Source organism: Lysinibacillus sp. PWR01 (assembly GCF_043359455.1).
Classification (GTDB): domain Bacteria; phylum Bacillota; class Bacilli; order Bacillales_A; family Planococcaceae; genus Lysinibacillus; species Lysinibacillus fusiformis_F.
In genome coordinates this window covers 1-21983 of the sequence record NZ_JBHERJ010000007.1, presented here as the reverse complement: position 1 = coordinate 21983, position 21983 = coordinate 1, and the positions used below count along the sequence as shown (strand labels likewise).

The following is a 21983-nucleotide window of genomic DNA, read 5'->3' as shown; positions in this document are numbered from 1 at the left end:
TTTGAAAACCTTTGCTAAAAAGTTAACATTTTGTAGGTTGGAGTGGAGGGCTACTTGACTCCCGTGGGATAGCGAGACAGGCGAGCCCCTGCACGGAGCGGGAGGGGAGGAAGCGGCTCGGCGCTCGCCCACAGGAAAGCAAGTAGCCTGCAACGGAAACCATTTTCACCTTTCACAAAAATTCTATTGATGGTTTTGTTTTTCCTTTATGAAGGCTTTAGTTTTTCAATGTCATCAAACATTTCTCATCTATTTCTACCTCATCTACTGACAGTTGGTCTAACGGAAGTTCGAATTTTTTCTCATGGTCCTCCCCTTCTTCTCCTATCCAGCAAATATAGATTTCGCAATAATCTCCTTGGGGAAGGAAACTTCTTAAGAAGTCACATACATGGAGAAAAGTTCTTTTGGCTTTTTCATAGTTATGTGGGGAATACACTTTATTTTCGTTATGCATTTGCCAAATGGGCTCTCCCTTTGTTTCGATTTCATATGCATAGGGTGTTGTAAAATGCTTTTCCTGTACAATTTGGCGATTTTCTTTATCTGAGAAAAAATAATTTATGTCCACTTCATTTTCTGTATACTCATCCTGTATTTCAACTGGGAAATTGAAGCCTATATAGGTTGCCATACTCATGTGCTTGCTCCTCCTATTAAAAAAACCCTGTAAATGTACAGGGTGTCAGCAACGTAGCTGTTGATAGTGTAAATAGACACGCTTTTGTGTTCGTGCCTCTCCGAAACTTTCTGGCATCACCATTTCCTTGAACACACTCTGAAGAAATGGCTTGAAGGAAATAGGCTTCAAACGACGGGTTGTCCGCTTCTTTTTGTGAGGCTTGCTACCGTAGTTGGTTCACCGTAATGGCTGTTGCTTTGATCGTTTGGTGTTGCGGCGGTGTTTTGGGTTCAATATAGAGCGTTGTGTAATACGCATCCGCAATGACAATCACGTAAATAATAAATAATAATCGTTTTGTTCAATGGTTCAAAAAAATCATTTCTCCCTTTTTTATAGCTGACAATTTAAAACTTGCCTACTTATCATACGAGCCATCTATCAAAAGGTTTCAAAAATATTTTAAGGGAGACAAATTTCTGTCTCCCTTACGCCTCTAAGCTTCTGCCACCATCGTTTTCCCAACGATCAATATCCCAATGATCTTCTTCTTTTTCTCTACTGATGCCCATCGCATTTAATGGAACGAATGACATTTTGCCCCTCACCCTTTTCAAGCGTTCTTCTCTAGTTTATGAAGGGAAGAGGGTTTTCGTTCATCGTAAAATAGGCTTAATTTTAAAGCCTAAGGCAATCGCAGCCCCGATGCAGCTAAAAAGACAGCCTAAGATTAAATAAATACTGAGTGTTGATTCCCCAATGACAACAGAAGCAATACCACCAATCACGGGAAATAACGCCACCATATAGCCACTTTTTGCCCCACCAATTCGTTCGACTAGTTTTAAGTAAAATAACCATGCAAGAAAAGATGCGATAATCGTTAAATACAACAGAGCCGATAAGTAGGTAAAGGATTTGGGTATCACGACTGTTTGTCCCTGTAGCCAAACAATGGCACACATGACTGCACTGCCCACTGCAAAACCAATGGCATTCGCATAAATGGGGTTTATTTGATGTTTGGCATTTCTGGCAGAGCTTGCATCCCCGATGGCTGTCAGGACAGTCCCTACGAAGGCAATCAAAACTCCTTTTAACTCCATATTATGTAAAGATGGATAAATCAGCACCCCCACGCCGATGACACCTAAAATGCCGCCAATTAAAACACGACGATGCAATGGCTCCTTGAGAAATATCCGTAGAGCGATGGGTGTTAAAATGACTTTTAATGAAAAAATTAATGTGACAATAGCAGCCGAGCTCCATATCGTCGCATAATACAGCGCTAAATAGCTGAATGCAAAATTACAAACGCCAAAAACGATGATAAAAGGTACATCATGCTTTTGAGGTTTACCCTGTGGTTTCATGAACCAAGCAAGGATGAAAAATAAAAAGGCTGTCATCACTAAACGATAGGTTAAAGATAATTCTAAACTGACTGGCGTTCCTTGAATCTTGACTGCAATAAAATTAAGTCCCCAGACAATTAAACAAAAGATATACATAAAATTTGTCATGCTGTTTCAAATTCCTTCTACGTTGCTATTCCTGCCATCTTCCCATAATGATCGTATGGTAGAACATACCATCTGCAAGGCATTTATCATTTTTCACAATGCCTTCCACTAAAAAGCCCATTTTTTTATAGAGCTGTATGGCTTTCTCATTGGTTTCTAACACTTCTAGTGCTATTTTCCGTACACCATTGGCATCTGCCCAATCAATGGATTGTTGCAGCAAGGCTTTTCCTATGCCATAGCCCCAGAATTCCTTACTGACACCAACGCCAAATGTGACTTTATGGGCAAGCCTTTTGAGTGAAGAGCCCTCACATCTTGAGAACCCAACGATTCGATCACCGACAACCGCTACTAAACACAGATTTTTGGGGCTTTCGATGTCTTTTTGAATAAGCTGCTCAAAGCCTGCTCGATCAATCACTGCCTCGCCTTGTTCACGATCGAAGTTTTCCGTTTCACCGTCTAATTGCAAGCGCAAATCCGATAAGGCTTGGGCATCTTCGCATCGGGCACAGCGAATTGTATAGGATAGCTCTTTTATCTGAAGCTCTTTCTGGTCAATCAGCATGTTGGAGCCCCCCAATAGACTGAATTCGCACAAAACGATTATGCCAAATGGATTCGTGATGTTGAATAATTTGCGGTGCTGCCAGTACATTACTATCTAAGGTGCTATGGGCATCTTCTATTAAAATATTATGCTGGTAGCCATGACTAAAAGCACTGCGGATTGTCGTATCAAGGCAGAACTCTGTTTGAGCGCCAGCGAAAATCAATTGGTCGATGTGCTGCGCCTGTAAATAAGCCGCTAGCTCCGTCTGATAAAAAGCGTCCCATGTTGTTTTTTGAATCACTTGATCTTCCGCTTCTCTTTGTAGTCCATGATACAGTTCCCACCCAGGCTGACCTAATGCAAAATCAACATCGTCTGCTTCTGTATGCTGAATAAAAATAATCGGTACTTCGTTGTGACGTGCCCATGTAATGGAGGCATTGATATTTTTGATAATGGCTTCACTGTTCCAAAGATTTTGTTGGCTATCTAAAAAGAAGGCCTCTTGTATATCGATAATGATGAGTGCTTGTTTCATAGCGTTCTCCTTTATCCAGTAATAGTAACCTTTTTAATTGTACAGAAAACGATCTTTCATTAAAAGAAAATTTTGAATAACAAAAAGCACCTTCACAACATGGTGAGGTGCTTCTACTCCTATGTACAGTACCATCTAATACATGCCACTATTAGATGGTGTCATGCGCTTGCATCATTTGATATAGGCTAATGTTTGATACACTTGGTGAACCGAATGATTAAATGCTTGCTGTTCCTCTTCGTTTAAATGCAATTCAATTACACTTTCAATGCCATCTCCCCCTAAAACGACGGGGACACCAATGCAGGCATTGTTTACTTGATATTCGCCCTGTAAATACGTAATGATGGGCATTACTTTTCGTTGATCCTTGACAATCGCTTCGATCATTTGGACAATGGCGGCGGCTGGGGCATAGTAAGCACTGCCATTGCCAAGTAGGGAAACAATTTCGCCTCCGCCTTTTCGGGTCCGCTCCACTATTTGCTCAATCTGTGCTTGTGGCAGCAATTTTTCTAGTGGAATTCCGCCGACATACGTATAACGAACGAGTGGCACCATTTCATCGCCATGTCCGCCCAGGACGAAGCTTGATACATCCGCTACAGCGAGCTGAAGAGCCTGTGCGATAAAGGTATTAAAGCGCGCTGTATCTAAAACACCTGATTGTCCCATGACACGATTTTTTGGAAAACCTGTTGTTTCCAGACAAACATAGGTCATGGCATCGACAGGGTTACTTAAGACGATAATATAGCTAGTTGGAGCATAACGTTTAATCTGTTCACTTACTGTGCGGACGATTGCCGCATTTGTATGAATTAAATCTTCTCGTGTCATTCCAGGTTTTCTTGCAATACCTGCCGTGATAACCACAATATTAGCATGAGCAATTTCCTCATACTTTGATGTAGCCGTCACCTGTACATTAAATTTTTCTATCGGTCCAGCTTGAAGAATATCGAGTGCCTTCCCCTTTGCAGCATTTTCTAAGTCTGGTAAATCAATAAGCACAAGATCTCCAAGCTGCTTCTGTGCGACCATTAAAGCTACGGTTGCACCTGTATGTCCAGCGCCAATGATGGCGATTTTGGGTCGCCTAAAGCTCATTTGCCTCACCCTCCTAACGACATTGCATGACTACTTGTCTGCCTGCTCATCCTCTACAGGCTTTGTTTGTTGAGCCTTCTGGCGAGCGCTTGTTTTTTTGGCTCCTGTCCCCGTCACTTTTGTATGCTGTTTTTCACCAATAATCGCTGTGAATACTTCATTTGCGGCTCTCGGAATTACATGTGCGCTTAATAGCTTGCTCGTTCGCGTAGCCGCCGCTTTTCCTGCCTCTACAGCAGCCTGTACTGCACCAACATCTCCCTCGACAATCACGGTTACGATACCACCGTCCACTAGCTCTTGTTTCACTAAATGGACATTCGCTGCTTTTAGCATGGCGTCCGCCGCCTCAATAGAGCCAATCATGCCATACGTTTCGATCATCCCTATCGCTTCCTTCACTGTGCTCACCTCACGATTCATCTGTGCCATCTATAATTCCCACAACAATCGCATCAATCGGACAAATATTGGTCATTGAAAAACTTCGTACGGCTGCACTGCCCATTGTTAAAATGACGTCATCACCGACACCTGCACCTATTCGATCTGCTGCAACAATTTGTTCATCACTCAATTGACCATCCAGTTTTTTTGGTTGGATAATGAGTAATTTCAATCCCTGTAGCCCTTCCTCTTTACGCGTTGCCCAGATATTTCCGACCACCGTTCCTATCCGCATGCATCCTCATCCTTTTTCGTGAAACTGAAGTTCAATTCCTAATTTTATCACGGTCTCCTTCGCCAGTGCCGTCAATCTTGCCTCTTTTTGGACTACCACTGTCTTACCTTGATAATGGCTTAAATCGTTTGCTGTTATGATTTTGTTGTTGATTTCAATTGGAGGTCGGACAGGGTTATTGAACGGCTCTCCTACCATCTTGCCTGTTATAATGGTACCTGTTTCGCCCTGTTGGATGAAGCCTGCGTTTGCTTCATCTGTATCAATATGCATTTCTAATTGATAATGAGCTGCCACACGAACTTTCACTTGCTCAAAGGTAATGGGACGTCGCCCTTGCACCTTTACGGATACGGATTGACCGTTTCGAACCCCTAAAAGCTGTGCATCAGTAGGTGTCATATGAATATGTGCCTGTGCTATAATGACCCCCTCCTGTAAGACTAAGCTTCCTTTTGGCCCTACCAATGTACAGCTAGCTGAGCCAGCAATCGCGCCCGATTCACGTAAAGGTGGTTGGATTCCGAGTGCAATGGCATCTGTATGACTAATTTCAATTTGTGTAACTGTGCGAGCTGGACCTAATACACGTACATTTTGGATGCTTCCTTTTGGTCCCACCACCTGTAGCGTTTCCTGTGCTGCAAACTGACCAGGCTGAGCTAATATTTTTTGTACACTCAGCGTTGCACCTTTACCAAAAAGGTGCTCAATATGCGCTTGTTGTAAATGAATATGCCTTGCAGAGATGCCTATGGGGATTTCATTGGGTGTAGGAGCGGCTTGTTTTTTGGGTAGTAATTCGGCTATGACATCATTGACAATTTGCATGATTGCTTGCTCATTCATATACCCACCTCACTCATTATTGCACCTTTAGCATCGCTTCCAATTCTGCATGTGGTCGCGGAATCACATGCACAGATAATAGCTCTCCAACACGTTGTGCAGCTGCTGCTCCTGCATCCGTTGCGGCTTTCACAGCCCCTACATCCCCACGGACAAGCACAGTAACGATACCGCCACCCACATGGACTTTACCAACAATATTGACATTTGCGGCCTTCACCATCGCATCAGCCGCTTCAATAGAACCCACTAAACCCTTTGTTTCAATCATCCCTAATGCACCTAAATTCATCTCGTATCCCTCCCTCTCTTAAAATGCTTCTGCATCTTCTGGTAATGTTTGACCGCCATCAATAATGATCGATTGGCCCGTAATAAAACCGGCCTCCTTACTACTGAGGAACAATGCGGCATACGCAATATCCTCCACACGACCGAGACTACCATATGGAATCGCCTTTGCCATCTTCTGTAGATAGGTTTCACCAAGTCCATCTAAGCCTTCTGTTGCAATATTTCCTGGTAGCACGGCATTGACCGTAATCTTATAGGGTGCTAATTCAAGAGCCGCAGTGCGCATAAACCCTAATTGAGCTGCTTTACTTGCGGCATAATGGGTCCATCCAGCATAGCCAGTCACTGGGCCCGTTATGGACGAGGTAATAATGACCCTGCCAGCATTCGCTTCCTTTAAATACGGGATGCACGCTTTAACAGCAAACATCGTTCCTCTGGCATTGACATTTAATACCTGATCCCAATGATCGGGCGTCATGTCCTCTAGTTTTACAGAGGGAAAAATACCAGCATTGGCATATAAAATATTGATGGAACCAAAAGAGCTAGCAACCTCCGTAGCCATGTTTTCAACAGATTCATAGTTTTCAACATCAACAGCGGTAGCTGAAGCTGAAAACCCTTGCGCTTGTAGTTGATTTGCTAAATCTGCGGCAGCTTCCATACCTCTTGCCGCGATCACCACATGAGCACCTTGCTGAGCAAAGACGGTGGCAATCCCCTTCCCAATTCCTTTACTACCACCGGTAACTATGACAACCTTTCCCGTTAAATCGACCTTCAACTTGTTCCTCCACCTTTCCTTTTATCCATTTTAAGTACTTGGCTTTTTCGCAATTTCTGTGACTAATCCATTCACCGCAATATCTGGCCGTAAAATAGTCGATGAGGCAATCCATTGGTTGGCTGCTTTAGCTAGTTGTGTGCCAATGGCTATCGCTTCTTGAATGGCCGCTGTGTCCCCTTCAATGGCAATGGTTACTAGAGCCAAATCGATGGTTTCTTGTCGAAGTATTCGAATATCCGCTGCTTTGAGCATAGCATCTGCGATTCGTATTGAAATCGCAAGCCCTCTTGTCTCCACAATACCAATCGATTTCGTCATGTAGCAACACTCCTGCTAATATCTTTGTATCGTCATCCCTTTTTCCTGAATTATTTCTTGTGCAAGTGGTGTAAGTTTTGTGTGGGCAGGCAGTGTCAGCTGTTGCCCTTTGTACGATTGAAGCATCTCAGCTGTTACATAGTTTGCCTCTATACTTGAATGAGTAGGTTCCTGTTGCTGCTTTAAAAATCGAATAAGCTGTGCAAATAACTGAATATCACAGCCAAATTCCTTTAAGCGCTCTATATGGTGCAGCAGCATCTTCATGTAAGGATTTGCTTCCTTTGCTGAGACAACAGCAGATAATTTTTCATCAGGAATTAAAATCGCTGTTTGAGTGCTAATAAGCAACTCAGACAGGTACAAGGCTGCCGGTGTAGTAGGCAAACCTTGTGCACTGCTGACAATAAAGGCTTGATCCACTTCCAGAAAAACAATGGCATCGTAAAACAGCTGGGAGGTGCTAGTAGTGTCGTTTACTTGCCACTCCTCGACATGGCAATAGCTTTGTAATATGTCCGCTTGTTTCTTAGAGGTTGCCGTGTGAGGATGAACAAGTAAGATTCTTTTGTGCCTCGTATCCATCAGCGATGTGACTACTTCTTCGATGATTCTCTGTAATTCTTTTACATCCATACTTGTCACTCCATTTTTATCAGCTTGCCAATTGAATGCTGATGAAGGGCAGCGGCATTCGCTTCATCTGTATCTACATGCATCTCAAGGACGAATTCTGGTGAGACACGTACAACAACATTCATTAATTGCAGATGACGTACATCCCCACAGATTTCGACCGTCACGATTTCCTTATCTTGGACATTGAAGGCAACAGCATCCGATACGCCCATATGAATATGTGCTTGGGCAATAATCAATCCTTGCTTTTTATGGCGTGTTCCATGCGGTCCAATCAATGTGATTGATTCAGATTTTTCTAAGTCACCTGACAGACGAATCGGTGGTGTCACGCCAAGCTTGATGGCATCCGTTTGGCTGATTTCGATTTGGGTTGCTGGGCGAAAAGGGCCTAAAACCCGAACCTTGTCAATTTGACCTCTAGCTCCCTTTATCATTAGGACTTGCTGTGCGGCAAATTGACCGGGCTGGGAAAGTTCCTTCCATTTTTGTAAAACAGCCTCTCTCCCAAATAAATGATAGAAATCCTCCTCATTTAAATGGCAATGACGGGCAGAAATCGCTATCGGAATACTTTGATTGGTGACATCAGTGGCATGTATTTGATTGTTTGTCATCACAATCCCTCACTTTTCACTTAGGTAAGATTGCGTATAATTCCGAATGAGGGCGCGGGATGACATGTACGGATAATAGCTCACCTACACGACGTGCGGCCTCAGAGCCTGCATCGGTCGCTGCCTTGACTGCCCCGACATCACCTGTCACCAGCACCGTCACAATGCCGCCCCCAACATGTACTTTTCCTACAATATTGACGTTTGCAGCCTTCACCATGGCATCTGCCGCCTCAATTGATCCGATTAAGCCTCTTGTTTCAATCATGCCTAAAGCTCCATTTATTTCTACACTCATTGCTATTTCCTCCTCTAATTACTTAACTTTGTTAGTACTTCCTCTACAATCTTTTCAATGGTCAACCTATCAATGGATGCCCCTTCATTTGCTTGCATCGAAGGAGCCTGTATATTTTGTGGATGCTGTGGGGGCGGAATTGTTAGTGCCTTCACTTCATAGGCCACTCTTTTTTTATTCACCAAATGACGAGCAGAAATATTATCACTCGTAATATTCCCCCCATATGCCCCACAGCCTAATGTAAAGGAAGGGGGTAAACTTGTTGTACCGCCCGCAGCACCAACAGATGCTAAGGTATTCACTAAAATTCTGGACACAGGCATTTGAGCGGCGAACGTTTTGACAAAATGTTCATCCTGAGCATGAATAGCTAAGCTATGCCCTCTTCCACCTACATCAAGCAAGCGACGACAAATCTTTACGGCTTCCTCCTGAGACTGGGCCGTATAAAGACCTAAGATCGGGGATAGCTTTTCCATTGAAAACGGAAATTCCTTCCCTATCTCATGTTCCTCCGCCACTAACACGCGTGTATGAGGGGGAACCTCAATATTGGCCATTTGGGCGATTACGGTTGCTGGCTTTCCGACAATTTGGCTATTTAATGTACGAGCCACTGGCGAAATCACCCTTGCTAATTTTTCCTTGTCCTGCCCACTTAGTAAGATCGCCCCATTCTCTGCTAAAGCCGCCATCACCTGAGCTTTTACCTCTTGATGTACGACAATGGCTTGTTCTGTGGCACAGATGGTACTATTATCAAATGATTTACTATCGATAATACGTTTCATCGCCTCGTTCACATTTGCTGTGCGATCAATATAAACAGGGACATTCCCAGGGCCAACACCATAGGCTGGTTTCCCAGAGCTATAGGCAGCTTTGACAAGCCCTGCTCCACCTGTTGCTAAAATCAGCTGTACATCACGATGATGCATAAGTTCCTCTGTACCTTTTATCGTTGGATGGCTAATCCATTGAATGAGTCCCTCTGGTGCACCGGCATGAACGGCTGCCTGCTGACAAATCTTCAATGCCTCAATGGTGCAATTGACGGCTGATGGATGGGGGCTAAAGACAATGGCATTTTGCGCCTTTAAGGCAATGAGCGTTTTAAAAATGGCTGTTGCTGTCGGGTTCGTGACAGGTGTAACTGCGGCAATGACACCGAATGGATAGGCGATTTCCACCTGCTTTGCTACCCTATCCTCATATATAACGCCAACTGTCTTCTCCTGTCGGATGGCTTCATAAACACCTTGGGAAGCCAACTCATTTTTCATTTTTTTATGTTCAATAATCCCCATCCTTGTTTCCGTAACGGCTAGTATCGCAAGGTTTTCTGCTTGTTTATAAGCAGCTTGGGCAATGGCCTCGACAATTCGATCCACCTGCTCTTGTGTAAAGCTGGCATACATTTTTTGCGCAAGCGAAGCGGCTGCTATCCCGTCCCTTGCCTCTTGTATGGAAAGCAAATCTTGGTCTTTCACCATATGACGAACCTCCCGTCATGTAAATTTTTTTAGCGCGATTAAGTCGTTCGTATTGGTTGTAGAGGCAGTCCCTGATGATTGCTGGTGTAGGCTTTGCCAATGCTGTAATTCATGTGCAGATAATGCTTCATAAACAGGGGCCGTTGCTTGCTGTAACTGATTATTTTCTTTTATTAATCGAAATGATTGCCATTCCTGCAATTCTTCGTTTGATAATGTTTGAGAGGCTTGCGTTAGTTTTTCCAATACCAATTCAGTAATTTTGGCAATTAGCTGATTGTCCATATGCTCACTCCTTTTCGATTAGCATGGTTAAAACAGATTCGTCATACGCTTCAATAATGGTGGTCGCATCAGGTAAATAATCCTTTGGGTATGTGGCTGGAGGTATGATGCCAATCGAAAAGCACATGCCAGCATTTTTAGCAAAGAGCATATCTGCATTCGAATCGCCAATCATCACGGCTTTCTCAAGTGGTACTTGAAATTGTTCCTTTGCCACATATGCTAAGTCTGGGAAGGGCTTACTGGATGCAGCTTGGTCACTTCCTAGAACGAATTCAAAGTAGGCTAATAACTCTAGCTGTTGTAAGTGTGACTTAGCTCGTGCTGTTTGATCAGCTGTGATCACCCCTAATTTCATCCCTTGATTTTTTAAAGTCTTGATGAGAGAGCGAATACCTGGTAATGCCTGTACCCTGCTATTTTCCTGCTGTGATGTGGCTAAGTTGGAAGCTGCTCTCGCAAGTGTCACCCCTTTGCTCCAAGGGATTCCCTGCTGATAGAGTAAAAACGCCACAATCGTTTCAGCTTCTTGTATACTTCCAATGGCTAGAGGACTCGTTGGATCAATGGTTGTTCCATTGTCATGAACCCCTATATTTCTCAAAAAAGTTTGTAAGGAAATACGGATTTCGAAGTCTGAATTTTCAGTTAAATTTGTATAAAAATTTTTGGCCCAGTCAATCCATAAGGAATCCATCTCGATAATCGTTCCATCCTTATCAAAAATGACCCATTCCACTTGTGTCATAGGAAAACCCATCCCTTTGTTTATTCTCGTATCGCTTCGATTGGCGATACTGTTACTTGCACCTCTACCTGCACCGTGGCTTCCTTCGCAAAGCGTTCCTCTGGTGCATCCTCGTTAATACGATGTCTTGCCCACACCCAATAATAAATACTTGCCACAGCAAAAACAGCCAAACTAACGATGAAAAAAGTCAAATTCGCAAAGAAGCTCGCAAAGATGGCAATAACAGCTAGCACGAGTGAGACAATGGGCGTAAATGGATAAAGTGGTGTCTTAAAGGTACGCACTAGATGTGGCTCCTTTTTACGCAAAATCAACACCGATAAATTCATCGTGATATAGGATACCAAGGCCCCAAATGTAGAAATTAAAATCAAGTCATCTGGATTAAATAAAAGGACTAACACTAACCCGATAAAGCCTGGCAAAATAATGGCCATATACGGTGTCTGACGCTTTTTATGCATCTTCGATAACATGCTTGGCAAATAGCCTGCTCGTGATAGGGCATAGACCTGACGAGAATAAGCCAAAATGACACCAGAAAAGCTTGCGATTAAGCCGACTAAGCCAACAGATGCTAAGATCTGTGCCAACCAATACGTATTCCCAAAGACGGCCGCAATCGCCGCTGGCAACGGATCTTCAGCAACTGTCATGACATCAATACCAGCTAGCCCGATGGCAACCGTTGTTGTCAAAATGGACAAGATTAGCAAGGTCACCATACCTGAAATTAACCCCTTTGGCATATCCTTTTGCACATCTCTTGTTTCCTCTGATAGCATAGGCAGCATCTCGATTGCTAGGAATAGCCACATCGCATACGGTAATGCCGACCATATTCCTTTAAACCCACCTGGTATAAGATCACCATTCGCAGGGAATAAATGACCCACATTAATTTGTGGTAAGCCAACGAAGTACATTAGCACTAATAAACCTAATGCGATAAAGACAAGCACCATTTCGATTGTGGCATATTCCTTAATACCAATAATGTGAACACCCATGAACAGAGCATACATAAAGGCAGCTGCCACCACTGTCGGTACGGCTGGGAATAAAAAGCTAATATAGCCCCCAATACCAATCGCGATAATTGGTGCGGCAATGACATACTGCAGCACGACACCAATCCCTGTAATAAAACCGATATAACGACCCATCGCCCGTCGAGCAAATGAATAAGGGCCACCCGCATAAGGTAACATCGTCGATAATTCAGAAATACCTAAGGTCATCGTTAAATACATAATCGCCATAAATAATGTGGCAATGAGCATTCCTAAAAAACCAGATTGACTTAAACCAAAATTCCAGCCAAAGTAGTTACCAGAAATCACAATGCCGACGCCAATTGTCCATAAATGGATGGGTGTAAGGGCTTTCTTTAATACGATGATTTCATCCTTTTTCGAAGACATGTTATTCGCCACCTTTTATCGTTATTTAGTTGTTACGGTCTTGATACCTTTCTACATAAGCTTTCACTAATGCATCGCTCTGAAGCGTGTAGTTTTCACCAAGTAAGCGCGTTGTCTCATTATCACGACTACCAATCCAGGAAATAAGCTGTAGTCTTCTCATTAAAATAAATGTCGGAATCATCTCTTTTTCTTCATCTGTTAATGATCGAATTTTACTGTAGCCCTTGATCCATGAAACGATCAACTCATCAAGATATGGCATATGCTCAATAAAGCTCACGGATGTAGCTAAATCATATAAAAACCAACCAAAACCACAATCATCGAAATCAATCACCTTAATTTCATCACCATAGATGAGTAAATTAGCTAAGCGTAAATCAGCATGGATAAGACCAAATCGTGTTTTATCTTTGCCAAATGCCTCTAACTTCCTTTGTATGATATGTGATGCTTTCTCATATAAGGCAATTCGTGTAGAGGTCATTCCAAGTCCATCCTGCCATCTCGCCCATTTAGGGTATTGGCCTAAAATCGTGTCATAATTCCATGTCATGCGTTGAAAGGCTTGGTAATAATCATGCTGCTCGATTGTATGTTTATGGAACATGGCTGTAATTTCGCCTAATGTTTCAAATTGTTGAATTAAGTCTTCTTCATTATTTTCATCAGGAGCATTTCCCTCTAAAAATGTAAATAATGTGCTATAATAAATCGTGTCATTATACGGATGAGCATGTACGTAGTCACCGTCATCTGCTCGCATCGGTAATGATACATCAATAGGAGATTGCTCATGGAGCGAGTTTAACCAAGCAATCTCCGCTTCGATTTCTTCTTTTTTATGGTAATTTGGACGGCTAATCCTCAGAATATATTTTTTACCCTGACCATCTTCTACGAGATACGTCGCATTTTCGGAATAATCAATCATTTCACAAGATGCTTCTACTAAACAACTAAACTCCTTTAACGCGTCATTTGCGGCTTGATGAAAGTTGGAAAGGACCATTTCTAAATCTACGAAATCCATTTGACCCATCTAGAAAACCCCCTGTTTACTAAAATGATAAGCTTTCTTCCCATTAATAGCGTGCAAACTTTACAAGCTGTGCTGCTTCTTTAATACCTGCCTCACATTTCTCCAGCAATTCATCACAATACGCTTTATCACATAATAACCCTGGCTTAAATTGCAACACACGAGTATCTAGCATCGAATAAATGGCCCATACACCATGCTTGTACAAGGAGCTCATGACATATTTAGCCCCTTCAGGATGATTAAACTCTAGACCCATAACAACGCCAAGCTGACGAATGCCCACAAAGAAATCAGGATATTGTTGTTGAATACGCTCTAAGCCACTGCGTAGGTAACGCGCAACATATTCTACATTCTTTACTACTTCAGGACGTTGGGAGATTTCTAATACTTTCATCGCCACTACACAACCAAGTTCTGCGCCACCAAATGTAGAAATATGGGCTAGTCCATCTTCTTCCATCCAGCCACCTGCTCGTTCATTGACCACTGTTGCCGCAATTGGATAGATGCCGCCACTCAGACCCTTTGCCGTCACCAGAATATCTGGTTTCACACCATAATGCTCAATTCCCCACAGTTTACCTGTTCTCATTAAGCCCGTTTGCACCTCATCTGCAATATATAATGCCCCGTATCGCTCACATAGTGACTTGACATCCGCCAAGTAATTCGCTGTTGGCAACGGGAACCCATATGTCGCAGGAATGGTCTCGATAATGACGCTAGCTACATCCCCTTTTGCAAGCTCTCGCTCCATTGCCGCAAGATCATTGAATGGTACGTGTACAAATTCATGTGGACTGCCTTCACTTAAAAATGGCTTTGAATAGCGTTCATTACCAAGTGAAACCGCAAGACCTGTGTGGCCATGATATCCATTTTTAATTGAAATCGTTTTCTTGCGTTTTGTAGCATAACGTGCACACTTTAGGGCAACATCAATTGCTTCACTTCCACCACTAGAAAAAATAGAGTATGTTAAACCCTCTGGTGTGCAAGCTGCTAATTTTTCTGCTAATTGTGCACGTGCAGTCGATGGAAAATGATGATTTCCAATATCAAAATAATTGGTTCCTTCCACCAATGCCGCAATGACTTCTGGGTTACGATGTCCGAGATTATACGTACCGCCATTGAGATGCGCATTCATTAATTTTTTGCCATCCACATCGTAAAAATAATAGCCCTCTCGTTTCCCGATAACGACATCGACACCATCAATTTGCCACTGTTTCGTTTTTCCTGGATTCCACCAGTCAATTGATTTTTGTAAGGTTGCCTGTTTATTTGCAAAATAGTCCATTGTTTCCACCTTCCTATACATTGACTTCATCCAATATTTCACCTGCGATGAATAACTCCACTTTTTTCTGCTGTAAACGTTCCTGCCATTGTGTAGAACTCTTTTGATCCGTAATAACCATCGAAACGTCCTCTAAATGACAAATATGTGCAAATGTAGAGATACCAAATTTCGTATGGTCTGCTAAAATAATCGTATTTTCTGCCCGCTCTATTAATTTCTTTGAAATCGCGGCGCCCGTAATATCATAATCGGTAATACCATCGGCTAAAGAAATCCCGCCTGCCGCAACAAAGGCTTTATTTGCCTTCAGTTGATTAAAAAATAAATCAGCTAATGGACCACCCATAAATTTTTGACGATGCTCATACTCTCCTCCCGCAAAGAGCACCTTCCCTTGAAAGCATTCTGCCGCTAAGGATAAAACTGGGAGCGAGTTTGTGACCACGATGACATTGGGCTTATCACCTAAATAACGAACGATTTCATAGGCTGTTGTACCATGACCGATAAAAATAACATCTCCGTCCTCCACAATACTTGCAGCAGCCTTACAAATCCTCCTCTTCTCTATATTGTTAAGTGACGTTTTCTGTTCAAAGGTCCGTTCATACTTTTCTTTTGCCTTCACAGCACCCCCATAGACTTTGTGTAGAAGCCCTTCCTTCTCCAATCGATCCATATCTCTACGTATGGTCTCGCCTGATACGTTTAATAGCTGTTCTGCATCACTTACCTTCACTTTTCCTTCTAAATCTAAAATATCTAAAATTACTTTTTTACGTTCCTCAAACGAAAGAGACATACATCATCACTCCAAACACAAAGTTAAATCCAACACAATCCACAAATTCAACATTTTATTTCTGTATTTATGTGGATTTGTTTTGAATTTTAAATAATAGTTCAACAATTGTCAATACTCTGAATTTTATTTCCTGTACTATTTTTTCTCTTTAAAGCAACATATTTCTCCAAAATGCAGAATAAAGACTCCACAAAAAACCAATTTTATTTGGCTTCAATACCTTCTCAACCCTTTTTCAAAATATTTTTCTACAACTATTTTGTCATAAAAAAACCCCTTTCATGGTAGCAACCATAAAGGGGTATGACGAGATTATTTTGTTAATTCCTCTACAAATTCAACAGGTACATAGGTTTTGCCAGATTCTAATAAAGCAGGGGCTACTTTAAATTGGCGAAGTGCTTTATTATAACCATATTCTTTTTGACCTCGCGTAATTGTATACGAAAGGGCTCCTTTTGAAACAATGGCACCTTTTGGCGTTACTTCTACTTTAAAGCCTAGCTTTTCAGCGATTAAGCGTAGCGGCACCATTTTCGTTCCTTCTACTTCGTAAAAGTCTTTATTAATAATTTCTTGAACCGCTGAATCAACTGGAGCTGGCTCTGGTGTCGGCACTGGGTCCACTTCAACAGGCTCTTCCTTCTCGATTGTATCTAACACAATCACTTTGGAAGGTGGTGTTTGAGCAGGGATGCTCATCGTTGCGATTGTGTAGAACACCACTAAATGCTGCTCTTTTAAATCGTCCACTTTCACATCTTTGCCAGTAGCACTTGCCAGCTTCGTGTCTTCCCCAACATTTAATTTGAGGTTATTTTCAGTATCCACTAAATCTTTATTGAAGAAATCCACTTCCACGCTACCCATTTCTTCCGTTTCCACAATGATTACTTCTGGGTTGTACTGTGGTGGATAAATTGCAAGCATCGGCTTCTTCGCATAAGAGTAAGCTGACACCTTATCTCCTTTTTGAAGTTTGACTTCTTTGCCCATATTGTCGAAAACTAATGTGTCTTTATTCGCAATCATAATATTGGTATTGTCACCATCAACCACTGTATAGTATGTGGCGTTTTCACGTACTTCTACGCTGTCAATTGTACCTGTCACTTTAATAAAAACAGGCTGCACTTGTTGCACCGAAGTTTCTGCGTTAATCACAGTAGCCTCCCCTTCGTTCGCTGATGCAGTTGGAGCTCCAATCGCGCCCCCTAATAATAATGCTGACATAGCAAATGGTACGACTTTCGTCATTTTCATACAAAAAGCATCTCCTTCATTTTCACGAATTCATAATAGTAGTCGTGTTCACATGAAAAAGGTTACAATTTGGCCCAAAATTTTTATGGCTCGAGCTTTTGCTTCCGCGGGTATTTTCATTTCGTTCGCGGGTATTTGCTTTCTCTCCGCGAGTATTTCCCCTTCGTTCGCGGGTATTCGCTTCCTCTCCGCGAGTATTTCCCCTTCGTTCGCGGGTATTCACTTCCTCTCCGCGAGTATTCTCTTCGTTCGCGGGTATTCACCCCCGATCAGAAGATAAATCGCAGTCGATTCAGGATGCGTTGTAAGAAGTATTGGTTTTCGCTTTGCTGCGTTCTTAGCTCGCGGGCGACGTCGGGGTGGTCGGTGATGACGCCGCTGACATTTTTTTCGATAAAGGTTTGCAGGGAGCGGTCGTCATTGAGTGTCCAGACAAATAAATCGGTCGGGTGCTGCTTCAATTCTTCGATAAGCTGCTCCGTTACCCAGGATTCCTCCAATGCGATAAAATCAACATTTTCCTCCATTGGACCAATATTGAGTGCATAGACAATGCCGACACGCAAATTCGGCACCAATTTTTTTAATTGTGTCATTTTCTGTACATCAGCGGATTGCACATAGTAGGAATCTAGCACCTTGTATTTTCGTAGCTTCTCTACTAATTTAGGTAAAACATCTTCTGTTTCTTGGCCATGCACCTTTAATTCGATTAATAGCGCCACATCTAGCGCTTTAGCAATTTCAATACACTCATCTAATGAAGCAATTTTATCGCTAAAGCCATTTTGATGAATGGTTAACGTTTTTAGTTCGCTCAGGGTCATATTCGCAATGACACCGTTTTTACCTGCTAGCCTTCGTAATGTTCGATCATGGAAGACGACGAATTCGCCATCCACGGTTTGCTGAATGTCGATTTCAATTAAATCTGCCCCCGCATTGGCTGCACTCACCAATCCACTAATCGTATTTTCTACATTGCCAGCGACATAGCCGCGGTGGGCAATAATTTTTGTGTCTGGAGCATAGACACTTTTCTCTAATGAATTGATATTCATCATACTTAATATGAGAAAAACAATGCCACTGATCAACAGCAATGACTTATAGCGCCGCTTCCGATGTGTAGTAGCGATGACTTTGCCCATCACCGGCGTATTATACGTAATGGCAACCATAACTTGTGAAAACATCGCCTGTAAGTAACTAAAAAGCACCACAAAGACCATTTCCAAAAAGGCCAGTGTCAGCCCAGCTGTAACCAATGCGGCACTTGGCATTAAACGTTCGATTAAATAGAGCGGAAACGTAGCGATCACTGTTATCCCAAGCATCATCAACAGATGACCTGTTAAAAGCATAGCTAGTAGCACGACTAGTTCAAATAATCCACGCTTGGAAAATCGCCAGCTTTGCTTAAAAGAACGCAAAATAGAGATGTTCGGCTGGATTGTAAAGATGGGTAACGTTAAGATGCTTCGAATACCTATCATCACGATAATGCTTGCCACCGCAGCATATGCTAGCCTACCCGCTCGACTACTCATGATTTCTTCAGTTAGAAAATGTGGTAGGGAGATGGATTGAGTCAATGTAAGGGGTAGCATAAAGGAAGCTAGTGGCATTAATAGTGCTAAATAGACGATGAGAAATAGAACTTGCACACTAAAAAAATAGACAACCTTGCGATTTAATTGTTGCCATAAAGGAAGAAATCGGTAGCGAAGTCCTCGTTGCTGATGAAAGGCCATGAGAAATAGAAAGCCCATCTCATAATATACAAATAATAAAAACAGCAAAATTAATAGACAAATCATTATCATCACAAAGGGATGCGTCACAAAGCTTTGCCAATTTTGCTCAGTAATATGTGTAAACCCTGTTACTCGTAGCATGAGCTTCAATACGATAGAGGTTACAGGGATCATTAATAAAAACTGAAAGATTCTAATTAATGCGAAAACCTGTACATAATCGAATCGATAAACATAAATATTATGGACAGCCTGTCGCATTACTTGTCCTGCCTTGTGCACATACTCACCCCTATCATGCTGTTAAAATCGCTCACTACTAACGTATGTTTTGACTGCTATGACCCATTCCTCGAAGCCAATAAAATAGCACTCCTCTATACCAAAGTAGGCGTCAATTTTTGTATTAATCGTGACATTCACCATTTTTTTGAAACTTTTTAGCAGGCCACCCTGTATATAACTAGATACCCGCTACAGAAAGGAGCGCAAACATGAAATTCAACCTTGGTGATATCATTAGTACAACCGTTCTTTTATGTATGTTTCTAGCAATCTTTTTCGTAATGATCCATATGATCAAAAAAATGAAATCCACTGCCCCTGTGTCTCCTCCACCAACCATGCAACAGCAAGTAGAGGACTTAACAAAACGTGTATCGAACTTGGAACAACAAGTAACAAAACTAGCTGACAAACAATAGCCCCATGAAAAAAATCGCTGTGAAGGATAACCCTCTCAGCGATTTTCATAGACAATCTTACCATCCACAACCGTACATGCCACTTGTATGTGTGGTAGTTGCTCCGTCTCTACCGTAAATACATCCTCTTGCAAAATCGTAAAGTCTGCTGCATAGCCTTCTGCAATTTTGCCACGCCTAAATTGCTGCCCAATTATTTCAGCTGCCCCTACTGTGTACAAACGGACTGCCTCAAATCGTGAAATTTTCTCATGAGGATTGTAGCCATCATGTGTCTCCCCAAAATTTCTTCTAGTGACAGCCGCGTAGATACCGTGCAACGGATTTGGTACTTCAATTGGAGCGTCACTGCCACCTGCCACAATCAGCCCTCGGTCAAGAAGGGATTTTAAAGGATGTAAGCCCTGTGCGCGCTCCTCTCCAAGTCTCGATAGCTCTGCTTGATATTCTCCCTGTACAAATTGCGGTTGCATATCCACTGCCACTGGTAATGCAGCTAGCTTGGCTAATAGTTCCTCATCGACTAAGCTACAGTGGATGACCCGATCAAGCTGACCATCCTGAGGAGGATTGGCCGCAAAAACATCTAAAATCATGTCTATCGCTAAATCACCAATGGCATGCACAGCAACGGTTTGTCCATATTGGCGTGCTAGCTGAACATAGCTTGTTAATTGCTCTGTTGTATGAATAAGCATCCCCGCATTATCTGGATCATCACAATAAGGCTGTCGTAGTGCAGCCGTGCGACCTCCAAAGGCTCCATCAATAAAAATTTTCATCGCACCAAACGCTAAAAATGGTGATGGGGTTAAATCCATCTTCGCAATCTCTTCAAAGACTGTATGATGCTGTAATAAATGCACCTTAAAGGATTGCTGTGCCTCTACTATTTTGCGATAAGCCTGAATCGGCTGGCTTGGTGGTCCATAATAGCTTAAATCCTCTGAATGTCCCCCTACTAAACCATAGGATTGCAATGAGGCCACCGCCTTTGTCAGTGCATCCTCAATATACGTAGGTGTAATATGGGGCATATGGTTAACAATTAAATACAATGCTGCATCCTTTAACACACCTGTGAGCTGACCATCTACTTTGTCAATAACACCGCCCTCTGGCGAAGGGGTAGCATTTGTAATTCCTGCAAAAGCAAGTGCCTTGGAATTGGCTAAGATCAAATGGTGACAGCTCCGTTTAATGATTAAATGAGCATCTCCAAGGGCATCTAGCTCCGCTAAGGTAGGGAAAATGGGCTCCTCAAATTGGTTTTCATTTAGTCCAATCGCAATGACCCATTCATGTGCTGACGCCTCAGACATTCGCTCTTGAAGCTTCTCAAGTAGGGCCTCCTTACTGGTAACCGCCGATACATCAAGATGCTTGAGTTTTTCTCCGTAGCCAATAATATGTAAATGGCTGTCGACAAAGCCTGGATACATGATATTCCCCTCTAAATGTTGGATAGAAGCAGCTAGTGGCGACAAGCTCTCTACTGAGCCTGTCGCCACAATTTTTCCATCTTCAACAAGGACTGCATCCACTGTTTCACCAACCTGAGCCATCGTGTAAATCTTACCACCTGTCCATAATGTTGCCAAAACAATTCCTCCCATGTCCTATGCTATTGCTTCAATTAAGTGCGCTCTTTCTAAGCGACGACGAACAATGACACCAATCCATGCTGCAAGTACCGCCTTGACGATCCCAACCACGATAAATGGTGCAACTCCACCCATAAAGGCAGCTGTCCATGTATAATCTGCTACAATTTTTAACCACACTGTCCCAAACGCTAATGTAATGATCATCCCAATGATATTCGCAATAATAGCTTGAGCAAATGTAATACCAAATTTATCTAAGTATAAGCCCATAATAATTGCTGTGGCAAGGAAACCGACAATGTACCCACCTGTTGGACCAACTAAAATTCCTAGTCCACCTGACATACCACTAAATACAGGTAAACCTGCTGCTCCTAGTAAAATATATAATAGAACAGATAACGTGCCTAATCTTGTCCCTAAAATCGTCACGATGATTCCAACCGCTAAAGTTTGACCTGTAATCGGAATAAGTGGTAATGGAATTGTTACCTGTGCTAAAACCGCGATAATCGCTGCCCCAAATGCTGCTAAGACGTATTGATATGTACTTCCTTTTTTCAATGTAAAAAGCCTCCCCTTGTGCGTTAACTAATAATAAAAATAAGTTAACACAAAGATAAAGCAAATGAAAACCATTGTCAATCTATTTTAGAATAAAAAAAGAAATTGCTAGATTGCAATAGCAATTT

General features: G+C 42.3%; 26 protein-coding genes. 1 reads left to right on the top strand and 25 read right to left on the bottom strand.

Features of this window, described 5'->3' with window-relative positions; translation table 11 throughout:
• Positions 1–217: 217 nt before the first annotated feature.
• The 23 genes from ACEVFT_RS00970 to ACEVFT_RS00860 form a co-directional block, all read right to left on the bottom strand.
• A complete protein-coding gene (locus tag ACEVFT_RS00970; protein ID WP_393947656.1) occupies positions 218–640 on the bottom strand; it encodes a hypothetical protein in 423 nt (140 codons plus the stop codon).
• Between the two features lie 638 nt (positions 641–1278).
• Entirely contained in the window at positions 1279–2148 is an 870-nt protein-coding gene (locus ACEVFT_RS00965; protein ID WP_393947655.1) for a DMT family transporter, read from the bottom strand.
• 25 nt (positions 2149–2173) lie between these two features.
• Positions 2174–2719 carry a GNAT family N-acetyltransferase gene (locus ACEVFT_RS00960; RefSeq protein WP_393947653.1) on the bottom strand — a complete coding sequence of 182 codons (546 nt, stop codon included), beginning with the start codon at positions 2717–2719 and terminating at the stop codon, positions 2174–2176.
• Complete coding sequence (locus ACEVFT_RS00955; RefSeq protein WP_393947651.1) at positions 2709–3242, bottom strand: cysteine hydrolase family protein; 534 nt, start codon at positions 3240–3242, stop codon at positions 2709–2711. The genes ACEVFT_RS00960 and ACEVFT_RS00955 overlap by 11 nt, the downstream gene beginning before the upstream one ends.
• 174 nt (positions 3243–3416) lie before the next feature.
• Positions 3417–4355 carry a malate dehydrogenase gene (gene mdh, locus ACEVFT_RS00950; RefSeq protein WP_393947650.1) on the bottom strand — a complete coding sequence of 313 codons (939 nt, stop codon included), beginning with the start codon at positions 4353–4355 and terminating at the stop codon, positions 3417–3419.
• A 30-nt stretch (positions 4356–4385) separates the two neighbouring features.
• Positions 4386–4778 carry a BMC domain-containing protein gene (locus ACEVFT_RS00945; protein ID WP_393947648.1) on the bottom strand — a complete coding sequence of 131 codons (393 nt, stop codon included), beginning with the start codon at positions 4776–4778 and terminating at the stop codon, positions 4386–4388.
• Entirely contained in the window at positions 4768–5037 is a 270-nt protein-coding gene (locus tag ACEVFT_RS00940) for a EutN/CcmL family microcompartment protein (protein WP_393947646.1), read from the bottom strand. The genes ACEVFT_RS00945 and ACEVFT_RS00940 overlap by 11 nt, the downstream gene beginning before the upstream one ends.
• A 6-nt stretch (positions 5038–5043) precedes the next feature.
• Entirely contained in the window at positions 5044–5886 is an 843-nt protein-coding gene (gene pduL / locus ACEVFT_RS00935; RefSeq protein ID WP_393947645.1) for a phosphate propanoyltransferase, read from the bottom strand.
• A gap of 16 nt (positions 5887–5902) precedes the next feature.
• Complete coding sequence (locus ACEVFT_RS00930) at positions 5903–6178, bottom strand: BMC domain-containing protein (protein ID WP_205442868.1); 276 nt, start codon at positions 6176–6178, stop codon at positions 5903–5905.
• Positions 6179–6196: 18 nt separating this feature from the next.
• Complete coding sequence (gene fabG / locus ACEVFT_RS00925; RefSeq protein WP_393947643.1) at positions 6197–6967, bottom strand: 3-oxoacyl-ACP reductase FabG; 771 nt, start codon at positions 6965–6967, stop codon at positions 6197–6199.
• A gap of 30 nt (positions 6968–6997) precedes the next feature.
• Entirely contained in the window at positions 6998–7288 is a 291-nt protein-coding gene (locus ACEVFT_RS00920) for a BMC domain-containing protein (protein WP_205442866.1), read from the bottom strand.
• A gap of 15 nt (positions 7289–7303) precedes the next feature.
• Complete coding sequence (locus tag ACEVFT_RS00915; RefSeq protein ID WP_393947641.1) at positions 7304–7924, bottom strand: hypothetical protein; 621 nt, start codon at positions 7922–7924, stop codon at positions 7304–7306.
• Between the two features lie 5 nt (positions 7925–7929).
• Complete coding sequence (gene pduL, locus ACEVFT_RS00910) at positions 7930–8544, bottom strand: phosphate propanoyltransferase (protein ID WP_393947640.1); 615 nt, start codon at positions 8542–8544, stop codon at positions 7930–7932.
• Positions 8545–8560: 16 nt separating this feature from the next.
• Positions 8561–8842 carry a BMC domain-containing protein gene (locus ACEVFT_RS00905; protein ID WP_004229005.1) on the bottom strand — a complete coding sequence of 94 codons (282 nt, stop codon included), beginning with the start codon at positions 8840–8842 and terminating at the stop codon, positions 8561–8563.
• 14 nt (positions 8843–8856) lie between these two features.
• Positions 8857–10338, bottom strand: coding sequence for an aldehyde dehydrogenase family protein (locus ACEVFT_RS00900; protein ID WP_393947639.1), 1482 nt, complete (start codon positions 10336–10338; stop codon positions 8857–8859).
• A 15-nt stretch (positions 10339–10353) separates the two neighbouring features.
• The gene (locus tag ACEVFT_RS00895) at positions 10354–10623 is read right to left on the bottom strand and encodes a hypothetical protein (RefSeq protein WP_393947637.1); all 270 of its coding nucleotides are present in this window, start codon (positions 10621–10623) and stop codon (positions 10354–10356) included.
• 4 nt (positions 10624–10627) lie between these two features.
• Positions 10628–11371 (bottom strand): HAD family hydrolase, encoded by a 744-nt coding sequence (locus tag ACEVFT_RS00890; protein WP_393947635.1) that lies wholly within the window; start codon positions 11369–11371, stop codon positions 10628–10630.
• 20 nt (positions 11372–11391) lie between these two features.
• On the bottom strand, positions 11392–12798 hold the full coding sequence (gene eat, locus ACEVFT_RS00885) for an ethanolamine permease (RefSeq protein ID WP_393947633.1): 1407 nt from the start codon (positions 12796–12798) through the stop codon (positions 11392–11394).
• A 25-nt stretch (positions 12799–12823) separates the two neighbouring features.
• The gene (locus ACEVFT_RS00880) at positions 12824–13843 is read right to left on the bottom strand and encodes a phosphotransferase enzyme family protein (protein ID WP_393947631.1); all 1020 of its coding nucleotides are present in this window, start codon (positions 13841–13843) and stop codon (positions 12824–12826) included.
• 43 nt (positions 13844–13886) lie between these two features.
• Positions 13887–15182 carry a class-III pyridoxal-phosphate-dependent aminotransferase gene (locus ACEVFT_RS00875; protein WP_243456120.1) on the bottom strand — a complete coding sequence of 432 codons (1296 nt, stop codon included), beginning with the start codon at positions 15180–15182 and terminating at the stop codon, positions 13887–13889.
• The gene (locus ACEVFT_RS00870; RefSeq protein WP_205442850.1) at positions 15166–15957 is read right to left on the bottom strand and encodes a DeoR/GlpR family DNA-binding transcription regulator; all 792 of its coding nucleotides are present in this window, start codon (positions 15955–15957) and stop codon (positions 15166–15168) included. The genes ACEVFT_RS00875 and ACEVFT_RS00870 overlap by 17 nt, the downstream gene beginning before the upstream one ends.
• A gap of 315 nt (positions 15958–16272) precedes the next feature.
• Positions 16273–17223 carry a stalk domain-containing protein gene (locus tag ACEVFT_RS00865; RefSeq protein WP_393947629.1) on the bottom strand — a complete coding sequence of 317 codons (951 nt, stop codon included), beginning with the start codon at positions 17221–17223 and terminating at the stop codon, positions 16273–16275.
• Positions 17224–17492: 269 nt separating this feature from the next.
• Positions 17493–19262, bottom strand: a complete 1770-nt coding sequence (locus tag ACEVFT_RS00860; RefSeq protein WP_393947628.1) for a glycerophosphoryl diester phosphodiesterase membrane domain-containing protein — start codon at positions 19260–19262, stop codon at positions 17493–17495.
• 212 nt (positions 19263–19474) lie between these two features.
• On the opposite strand from ACEVFT_RS00860, the gene ACEVFT_RS00855 reads away from it, so the two are divergent.
• Positions 19475–19684 (top strand): hypothetical protein, encoded by a 210-nt coding sequence (locus ACEVFT_RS00855; RefSeq protein ID WP_393947626.1) that lies wholly within the window; start codon positions 19475–19477, stop codon positions 19682–19684.
• Positions 19685–19719: 35 nt separating this feature from the next.
• On the opposite strand, the gene ACEVFT_RS00850 is transcribed toward ACEVFT_RS00855, so the two are convergent.
• Both ACEVFT_RS00850 and ACEVFT_RS00845 read right to left on the bottom strand, forming a co-directional pair.
• Positions 19720–21285, bottom strand: coding sequence for an amidohydrolase (locus ACEVFT_RS00850; protein ID WP_393947625.1), 1566 nt, complete (start codon positions 21283–21285; stop codon positions 19720–19722).
• 18 nt (positions 21286–21303) lie between these two features.
• The gene (locus ACEVFT_RS00845) at positions 21304–21855 is read right to left on the bottom strand and encodes a biotin transporter BioY (RefSeq protein ID WP_205442841.1); all 552 of its coding nucleotides are present in this window, start codon (positions 21853–21855) and stop codon (positions 21304–21306) included.
• Between the last annotated feature and the right edge of the window lie 128 nt (positions 21856–21983).